Origin of the sequence: Desulfurococcus sp. (genome assembly GCF_038881575.1) — an archaeon.
Lineage (GTDB): Archaea > Thermoproteota > Thermoprotei_A > Sulfolobales > Desulfurococcaceae > Desulfurococcus.
This window is the reverse complement of the sequence record NZ_JAVZPN010000016.1, coordinates 1-8313: the sequence shown is the minus strand read 5'-3', so window position 1 is coordinate 8313 and position 8313 is coordinate 1. Positions and strand designations below refer to the sequence as shown.

Genomic DNA, 8313 nt, shown 5'->3' with positions numbered 1-8313 from the left:
AACTCTAAGGATGGTTTATATTGTAGCAAAATTCCCCCAAATTGTAACTTTTTGTTTTAAACCCGAAACAACCTGATTTTTGAACTAAGTGTCTGAAACTTGTTTTGAAACTTTTCTTTCAATCGCAACACACATGGCGGGTAGCACAGTTTCTGATCCCATCTTCCCCTTCTTAAAGAAAGAAGGTTCTGGAGAGGTTTAGGGCTACATTCCTATAGAAGCTGAATTTAAGCCTTGAGCCTTGTCTTGAGAGCAATTACCTCTATAAAGGTGAGGACTAAGAAGATATGCTAAATTTTCATAAAATTTGCCACGATATAGTCTCCGATATGAGAACAAAATTAAATAATAAAAATAAAATATCATAATTCGCCCAAATTCTTCTCGGTGGCTATATTGAGGCTTAAGACTTCATGCCACTTTCATGCTTATAAACTTCTCAACGCTATAACCGGCGTAGTAGCTGAGAAAAAATGCGACTGCATCTCCTTAAGCGGTGGCATTGACACCTCTGTAGTAGCGGTCGCAGCTGCAACTGCCGGTCTTAGACCAAGAGCCTATGTTGTTGCCTATGAGAGCGGGTTGCCTAAGGATCTATACTATGCTGAACACGTCTCTAGATTTCTCGGGCTAGAGCTCAAGTACGTCATAGTAGACAGAGACAAAGCTATGAACTTAGCTAGAAAGGTCACTGATTGCTTTGGCAAAGAGAACCTAGACTCACATGGCGATGGAGGATGCATTGAGATGAGAAATGATGTAGTGTTCTATGCTGTACTCGAAGAAACACTCAAGGACGGCTGTTCGTGTGTCTTCCTTGGCTCTGGGGGTGACGAGCTATTTGCTGGGTACAGCTTCATGCTTGAGCTCACTAGCTCAGAGTTGGAAGAAGCTATATGCAAAATGATAAGAGGGAGATTCCCCGAACTCCAAATAGCTGATTGTATTGGTGCGAAGGCTGTAGCCCCATTGCTTGACGAAAGGGTTGTAAATGTCGCCACCACTATACCGATGGAGTGCTTGAGGGGCATACCTCCTCGGGGTAAGGAAGTCCTTAGGTATATATTAGAGGAGAAGGGACTCTGGGAGATAGCAGAGAGGCATAAGGCTCCAGCAGAAGAGGGCTCTGGGACTAAATCCTTGTGTGTTTCTATATATGATAGATAGCTGATGATCCTCGTTGAACCTCATCGGGGGATCTGGATATGAGGGTAGCGTTCGTTTCTGGCGGCAAGGACTCCTACTATGCTGTCTACAAGTATGGCGGAGTAGACCTTGGAGTAATGTTGGTGTATGACTTTCCGAGACCTAGTCCACACACAGTGAACATCGGTAAGAGTCTAGAGTCTCTACTAGCATGCAGTATTCCAGTGTTGGTTGCTAAGCTGAGCAAGGGCCGAGAGTTTGAGGAGACAGCAGATCTCCTGAAGAGGATCTCCCCGACCATAATAGTGGCTGGTGATGTATACGTAGAGGATCACTTGAAGTATATGGAGAGATTGGCTAAGGCTATAGGTTCAGATCTTGCTGAACCCCTGTGGAGCTACGATCCAGTGGAGCTACTCTATAGAGAGATAAGGGATGGTATTAGACCTGTGATCATAGGAGCCGTAGATAGCCTGAAAGGATATTTAGGGAAAACTCTTACACCAGATATGTTGGAGGAGTTCGTCCGCTACTCGAGGACTGTGAATGTTGACCCCTTAGGGGAGCATGGGGAATATCACACACTGGTATCTGATGGACCGCTCCACAAGCAAGGAATTTCTTTTAGGCCAGTAGGAGTAGAAGATTTTGACTCATACAGCATCTTGAGGCTCATCTAAGTTACATTGATAAAGAAAAGAATAATAATTATCTTAAATGCTATTGTGCGTGGAAATAGTTCTACAATGGTTGAGAACCTTTTAGATCAGCTCCCTCCAATTTACTCGAGACTTAGAGATCTAGGCGGTGCTCTCGAGCGTCCTTAAGGACATCGCAGTTCCAAAAATAATGCTGGGGATGAAGCAGATAAAGTCAACTAAATATGGAACATATATGGAAAGTCGAAACAGTTTTCAAAGCATGCTCATACCAATGCTCTCTACATTCTCATTCTTGAAAGCCGGCCTTAGCTGAACCTTTATATGAGCCAAGTCCAAATATTTTTCGTTTTTTATATAATTTGATATTCTATCATTATCTTTGGGTCTTAAGTATGGCAGAGCAAAGCATAGTCAAGGTATTAAATGGTAGAGAGGTTTGGGATGAAATCACCTCCCGAGGATTCAGTAATGTGCTTTCCGTTTACTTCATCGCTTCAACTAAGATTTCCACGATTCCTGGAATAAGCCTAGCTGGAGTCAACTCGGAGCTTACTCTCTACACTCCAGCCCTTGATGTTGAGTACTTGACCCTAGGAAAGCCGAAGTCACTGCCCATTGTCCCGACGACACCAGATGGAGTGCCTACTCCAGCTCTATTAACAAGAGTTGCCATACAGCTTTCAGGGATCCCTTACCTAGTTGTAAACTGTGGAAGCTATATAGATCCCCAGATACCGCATGTGGACATACCAGGCAAAGCTGTTGGAGGAAGGATCGATGTTGAGGACTCTCTCACTCCAGAGGCTGTATCTAAACTTTTCGATGGTTCGAGAACTCTGGGAAAGATGCTTGGGTCGGAGAGCTCTCTTCTGGTTGTAGGTGAATCTATGCCTGGAGGGACAACTTCGGCTATGGCCATTATGGAGGCGCTAGGCTATAGAGCCGTTGGAAGGGTGAGCAGTGCGAGTCCATCAAACCCACATGACCTGAAGAGAGAAATCTTTGAGAGCGCTGTTAAAAGAGTTGGAAAAAGGCTTCCGCTAGTTGAACCACTAGAGGTAGTTAGCCACTTCGGAGACCCCCTCCATATATCGATTACAGGTTTTCTCGCTGGAGCGCTTGAGAGAGGCGCCAGAGTTATATTGGCAGGTGGCACCCAGATGTCTGCTGTACTCGCCCTGGCTAGAGCTCTCGGTATTCGCTTTGGCGGTAGAGTAGCCATAGGCACCACCCGCTGGATTGTCGAGGACAGGAGCTCAAACCTTTTGGGGCTTGTTAAAGATATATATCCAGATGTTCCTGTAGCCTATGCTGATGTGAACTTCTTGAGCGTTAGGCATCGGGGTCTCAGAGCTTACGAGGAGGGGTATGTTAAGGAGGGGGTTGGAGCTGGTGGCACTCTGATAGTTAGTGCTCTCCTCAGGAATATTAACATGGAAGAGTTGTTGAAAGCGGTGCAGGAAGAGTATGAGAGGGTCGTTAGTCTTGCACAAGAGAGCTAGACGCTTAGATGCAGACACTATACTGAGAGGTTTCGACAGCCCTATGGAGGTAGTCTCAACACCCCCACTAATCACCCCAGACAGGCCTATAAGAGGGGAAGTGGAGGTCCTAGTATTTAAGAGGGTAAGGACCGAGGAAGTGGAGAACCCCATAAAATACTATACGCGAGTTGCTAGAACGCTAGGCCTGAAAAGAGCCCTGATGGTCACAACCTCGGTGTCTTTAGACGATAAATTCAGTTACATAAGGGTTGAGAAAGCTGTTGCCTTTCTTTACATGACTGCGAGCCCAAAGCCCCCGGTATGCTCAGATTCTGTTACATGCCTTCTCCTTCTCTTTGGCACAATCAATGCAGTTGCTGTAGATTACCAGCCGCTGAGCTATAATGCTCTAGTAGATCTATTGAGAACCTCAGCTGAAGCGAAGGTTTTAGCTTCAATCGACCCTCTGCTGCGATGTAGAACCTGGTCGCCAGAGACGGTGTCTGATTCTATATTGATCCTCGAGCCGTCGGAAGTGAATGAGAGAATCGCTTTTGCAGGTATATCCACTAACATTGGGAGGCTGCTAGACGTGTTCTCTGAAGTTTCTTCCGGCTGCCTCATACCCGAGGTAAACATATCCAAAGCTAAATCTCTTGCCTTGAAGCCGCTAAAGAGAGCTCAGCAAGATCCTAATGTTTGGGCCCTTTTAGTTGCAGCCAGAGAGCTAGACCTTCTTGGACTAGCCGGAAGCATACCAGAGATAGCCAAGGAAGAGCTCGAGGAGGACGGCAAAAAATTAGTTGCTGATGAGGTCATCGACACAGCTTTACTCACATACCCAGCTGGACTCAGTGGCTTGTTCATAATATACCGGGTCGATAGGCAGAAAGACTACGGCATTGTTGACCATGAAGAGCTCGGCGTTTTCATGGACTATGTGCTTTCAGCATTACTAGTATGCATGATAGTAGATCTCCTTGCTAGGGTAGATAGAGATGAGGAATAGGGTCATTTGTGTAGTGATGGCTGGTGGTGAGGGAAGAAGATTTGGCAACCCAGAGAAGTTCATGGAGAAGGTATGTGGGGAGCCGATACTTTCCAGACTCGTGAAGCAGCTAGAGAGGCTCTGCGTGCATATAGTATTAGCACTCTCTCATAGGACTGAGGAGGTCTGCTCTGCCTTCGGAGACGAGCTTGCCATTAGCTGTGTCGAGCTCCCGGGTAGGGATTACGTCGAAGACCTGGGCATGGTTGTTAGAGCTCTTCCTAAGCCCCTCCTAGTGGCAGCGGCCGACTTGGTCATTAGCTACGAATCCCTTCTAGGTTTCGTCGAGATAGCTCTTGAGCTTCGAACAAATATAGTAACAGCTGAAGCGGTTGGTGATGGTTCGCCCTCGTTGCTGGGCCTCTCCTTGTTTCATGAGGAAAGAGGAGAATGGGTAAATGTCTTGTTAGATGGTCGGAGCGCAGTAGATGTAGACGAGCGTGATGACCTTGAGAGAGCTGAAAGAGTATGTAGGCAATTGTAGAGGGCACGGGGGCAGAGCACCTGAGGGCTATCTAGACTTTTCTGCCCCTCTCAACCCACTGGGCACTCCTGAAGTAATCAAGAAGCTCATTCTTGAGGCAGTAACAAAAGGTGCTTACAGTAAATACCCTGACTACGAGTATGACCGACTTAGGGGGGCTATCGCAGGCTTCTACGGCATTGAGGCAGAGGGAGTGGTGCCGCTAAATGGGGCTAGCGAGGCTCTGTATCTGCTCTTACTCACTTTGAGACCGGATACCTTAGTTGTATTTGAGCCAACTTTCGGAGACCATGGGTGTTTGTCTAAGACTGTAGGATTGAAGATAGTCCCCCTCCAGTACATAGAGTCCGGACTCAGCTACGAGCTGCCCATGCAGGCCCTCAGAAACATAAGTGCTCTCAGAGGGAGTAAAGCTCTGGTGATGTTATCCAACCCTAATAATCCTACTGGGGCTGTGCTCTCAATAGACCAGGTTAAGGAAGTTCTTGAAGTCTTCACAGACTCGGTAGTGGTAGTTGATGAAGCATATTTGGAGCTATGCTACTCATGCGATAGTGCAGGTTCTCTTAGGCTGACAAAAAGCTATGATAACTTAGTTGTCCTCAGGAGTCTAACTAAGATATATGTAGTTCCGGGCCTGAGGGTAGGGTTCCTTTATACGTCAAATGCTAAACTAGCAAACGTGGTTGAAAACTCAAGACCCCCGTGGAACGTTAACTCTATAGCTGAGGAAGTATTTTCGACTGCACTTAGCGAGCATGCAGGAGAATTGAAGTCGTTCATATCGCTGTCTAGAGATGTAGTCAGGTTGGAGGGAGAGCACCTATCTAGGGGCTTGAAGTCGCTTGGGTTAACTGTATACAGGTCCTCAGTTCCCTATTTTCTCGTTAAGCATGATCGAGTCACGACCAGCGAAGTAGTGAAAGCCTTATCTCAAAGAGGAATATACATTAAAGACGCGTCTGTCTACTTAGGCTTGTCCCAATACCACGCTAGAGTGGCAGTTAGACTAAGGCATGAAAATGAGGTACTATTATCAGCATATAGAGAGGTGCTCCAGTCTGTCTGCAAGCAAGAGGATTAAGGCACTCCTATCTCTGATGACAAGGATACCTCTCGGAGAGCAGCCTATAGAGGAGGCTGCTAAAGCATTCTACCTTGTGCCCCTTATTGGGACTCTTGAGGGTCTAATTGTGGGCTCCATAGTTGCTCTTTTGGTCTGGCTAGGTGTTATTCCAGTAATCATATCTATCCTTTACTTCTTTCTCCACATAGTACTAACAGGCGGTATTCATCTAGACGGTTTTGCTGATTATTTAGATGTGATTGGGTCACATAAGTGCGGAGACCAGGCCTTAAGGGTATTGAAGGACCCTAGGAAGGGGTCCTATGCTGTGGTAGTTACTTCACTGAGGGTAGTTGCAGGAGTAGCGAGCCTATCTGTGCTGGTAGAATACCTTGGAATGATGATTGTTTTTCCATTAGTAGCATCGTATATAGCATCTGCCGAGGCGATGTTTGTAAGCTGCCTTTTTGGAATCGAGGAACCGTACGAAGGTATGGCTAGAAGCTTCTGCAGGTATTCCAAGAACCGCATGCATGTTCTCAAGAACATTCTATTCTACTTAATGCTCTCCATAACATTAGTAGCCCTGGGAGGCCTAAGCAGAGCAGGACCTAGTACTGTTGTAGTTCTCGCACTGCCGGCTATAGTAGGCACTTTAGTTTCTCATGATGCAAACAAGAGACTAGGGTTTGTTAATGGAGATGTTATGGGGTTCTCCTATGAGCTCACCCAAACGATCTCTCTAATACTGGTTGCAACACTGATCTCGACTAGAAGCTTAGCAAGGTGAAGTTATGCTCTATACCTTGTTTGACCTATTGCTAGTTCTCTTTCTTGCTCACCTCATGGACTTCATCTACCCATACCATACTGGACCCCTCTTTCTTATACATCCAGTTCACACGTCTTATGTGATGGCTGTGAAGCTGGGGAAGCCATTCTCTTCAAAGGCTAAAGGAGCTATAGTGTGGATTCTAGTCATCTCTGCACATATACTTGCCTACTTCTTCCTCATTTACTTCTCTTCTCTTATTCACAGAGCCCTCTTAATAGTGATCTCGGCCTATATTTTGAAGACCTCTTTCTCCCTTAGACTACTTTTCGACATAGTTGGGAAGACCTCTGTCTGTTTAAAAAATGGGGATTTGGAATGTGCCAGGTTCTTGGTACAGCAGATAGTTAGGAGAGATGTTAAAAAGCTCCAGGAACAACATTTAGCTTCTGCGGCTATAGAGTCCTTAGCTGAGAGTCTAGTTGATGGTTACATCTCACCTCTCTTCCTCTTCATTTTTCTTGGTCCCCTAGGAGCCCTATTCCAGAGAGTTGCAAACACTCTCGATAGTGCACTAGGATATAAGGACCCCCCATTCAGAGATGTTGGATGGTTTTCAGCGAGAGCAGACACGGCAGTAAATTATGTTCCAGCAAGACTTGCGAGCCTCTTCATAGCTCTCGCGTCTCCGGCTGCTGGAGGAAGTATTGGGGTTGCTTTCAAGACAATTAAGAAAGAGCACGGTAGAACTGAGAGTTTCAATGCAGGATACCCTATGTCCGCCATGGCTGGAGCTCTTGGCGTGAGGCTGGAGAAGATCGGGTGCTATACTATAAACAACAGTGCCAGATGGCCTGGATGGCAGGACATAGTGAGAGCCCTTAAAGTTGCTAAGCTCGCTGTGTTCTTATGGTTAGCTGTGTCTCTGGGAGCTATACTCGTAATCAAGAGCATTTAGTTCAAGCTACTAGAGCACCGCTGTTCATAAATAGAGGACTTCTTTGGGCTCGACAGCCACCCATGAGTCCGCGCGGATACCTAGATTCGCGTGGGAAGGTAGAAGTTCCTGATATGAAAGAACATAAAAATGAATATCCAAGACAAGCAGTTTACGAGGCTGGCATCTTTCCTCATAATATCAAACTCTAGTAATTTAAAAGCCTCCCAAAGTGATGGTAGATTCACAACACTCTCCAATGTTTTCTCTTTATGTAGAAAGAGCAGTGATTAACAGGTCGGGCAAATTTTTATGACTTAGTAAGTTTTGTTTTTAAAAGGATGACGCTTATTAAAAATAAATTTTCTATTGATCTCTAATCCAGCCTTCTCTTGTTTTCTTTAACAGTTTCTCCTTTCTTTCCACTTTATTCTATCATATTTACAAAGAGCAGATCAGGAATAATCAAAACAGGATAAATCATGCTGAAGATTTCCAATTAAGATTGACATCCTCATAGTTCCGAAGAGCTAGGATGCAACTTTCAGAAAAAAATTAACGGAACTTCTTGATAGTTATTTTGTAAAGTGAAGCTATACAGCAGCAAGACATTGTGAGCGCTCTTGAGGGCTAGGAAAGCGCCGGGGTTTATCATGTAGTATTACTCGATGATGATGGTTAAAAGCGTGTAGCCGCTTTGGCGATGACATACAC

Annotated in this window: 8 protein-coding genes; all 8 read left to right on the top strand. The window is 45.5% G+C overall.

Going from position 1 to position 8313, the window contains the following annotated elements; translation table 11 throughout:
* The first annotated feature begins 396 nt into the window (after positions 1 to 396).
* The 8 genes from QXV08_RS08735 to QXV08_RS08700 all read left to right on the top strand — a co-directional run bounded on the left by QXV08_RS08735 (position 397) and on the right by QXV08_RS08700 (position 7620).
* Positions 397 to 1167, top strand: a complete 771-nt coding sequence (locus QXV08_RS08735) for an asparagine synthase-related protein (RefSeq protein WP_342821556.1) — start codon at positions 397 to 399, stop codon at positions 1165 to 1167.
* A gap of 38 nt (positions 1168 to 1205) precedes the next feature.
* On the top strand, positions 1206 to 1826 hold the full coding sequence (locus QXV08_RS08730; RefSeq protein WP_342821555.1) for an ATPase: 621 nt from the start codon (positions 1206 to 1208) through the stop codon (positions 1824 to 1826).
* 374 nt (positions 1827 to 2200) lie between these two features.
* On the top strand, positions 2201 to 3310 hold the full coding sequence (gene cobT / locus QXV08_RS08725) for a nicotinate mononucleotide-dependent phosphoribosyltransferase CobT (protein ID WP_342821554.1): 1110 nt from the start codon (positions 2201 to 2203) through the stop codon (positions 3308 to 3310).
* A gap of 43 nt (positions 3311 to 3353) precedes the next feature.
* Positions 3354 to 4301: an adenosylcobinamide amidohydrolase gene (locus QXV08_RS08720; protein WP_342821553.1), complete on the top strand. Its 948-nt coding sequence runs from the start codon at positions 3354 to 3356 to the stop codon at positions 4299 to 4301.
* The gene (locus QXV08_RS08715; RefSeq protein ID WP_342821552.1) at positions 4291 to 4824 is read left to right on the top strand and encodes an NTP transferase domain-containing protein; all 534 of its coding nucleotides are present in this window, start codon (positions 4291 to 4293) and stop codon (positions 4822 to 4824) included. The genes QXV08_RS08720 and QXV08_RS08715 overlap by 11 nt, the downstream gene beginning before the upstream one ends.
* Positions 4790 to 5908, top strand: coding sequence for a histidinol-phosphate transaminase (locus QXV08_RS08710; protein ID WP_342821551.1), 1119 nt, complete (start codon positions 4790 to 4792; stop codon positions 5906 to 5908). Before QXV08_RS08715 ends, QXV08_RS08710 begins: the two co-directional genes overlap by 35 nt.
* On the top strand, positions 5847 to 6680 hold the full coding sequence (locus QXV08_RS08705; RefSeq protein WP_342821550.1) for an adenosylcobinamide-GDP ribazoletransferase: 834 nt from the start codon (positions 5847 to 5849) through the stop codon (positions 6678 to 6680). Before QXV08_RS08710 ends, QXV08_RS08705 begins: the two co-directional genes overlap by 62 nt.
* A 4-nt stretch (positions 6681 to 6684) precedes the next feature.
* Positions 6685 to 7620, top strand: coding sequence for a cobalamin biosynthesis protein (locus QXV08_RS08700; RefSeq protein ID WP_342821549.1), 936 nt, complete (start codon positions 6685 to 6687; stop codon positions 7618 to 7620).
* Positions 7621 to 8313: the final 693 nt, after the last annotated feature.

Bases quoted from the DNA above. Each gene is read 5' to 3' on its own strand.
- QXV08_RS08730 (WP_342821555.1), top strand. From the start codon at position 1,206: ATGAGGGTAGCGTTCGTTTCTGGCGGCAAGGACTCCTACTATGCTGTC.
- cobT (WP_342821554.1), top strand. From the start codon at position 2,201: ATGGCAGAGCAAAGCATAGTCAAGGTATTAAATGGTAGAGAGGTTTGG.
- QXV08_RS08720 (WP_342821553.1), top strand. From the start codon at position 3,354: ATGGAGGTAGTCTCAACACCCCCACTAATCACCCCAGACAGGCCTATA.
- QXV08_RS08715 (WP_342821552.1), top strand. From the start codon at position 4,291: ATGAGGAATAGGGTCATTTGTGTAGTGATGGCTGGTGGTGAGGGAAGA.
- QXV08_RS08705 (WP_342821550.1), top strand. From the start codon at position 5,847: ATGAGGTACTATTATCAGCATATAGAGAGGTGCTCCAGTCTGTCTGCA.
- QXV08_RS08700 (WP_342821549.1), top strand. From the start codon at position 6,685: ATGCTCTATACCTTGTTTGACCTATTGCTAGTTCTCTTTCTTGCTCAC.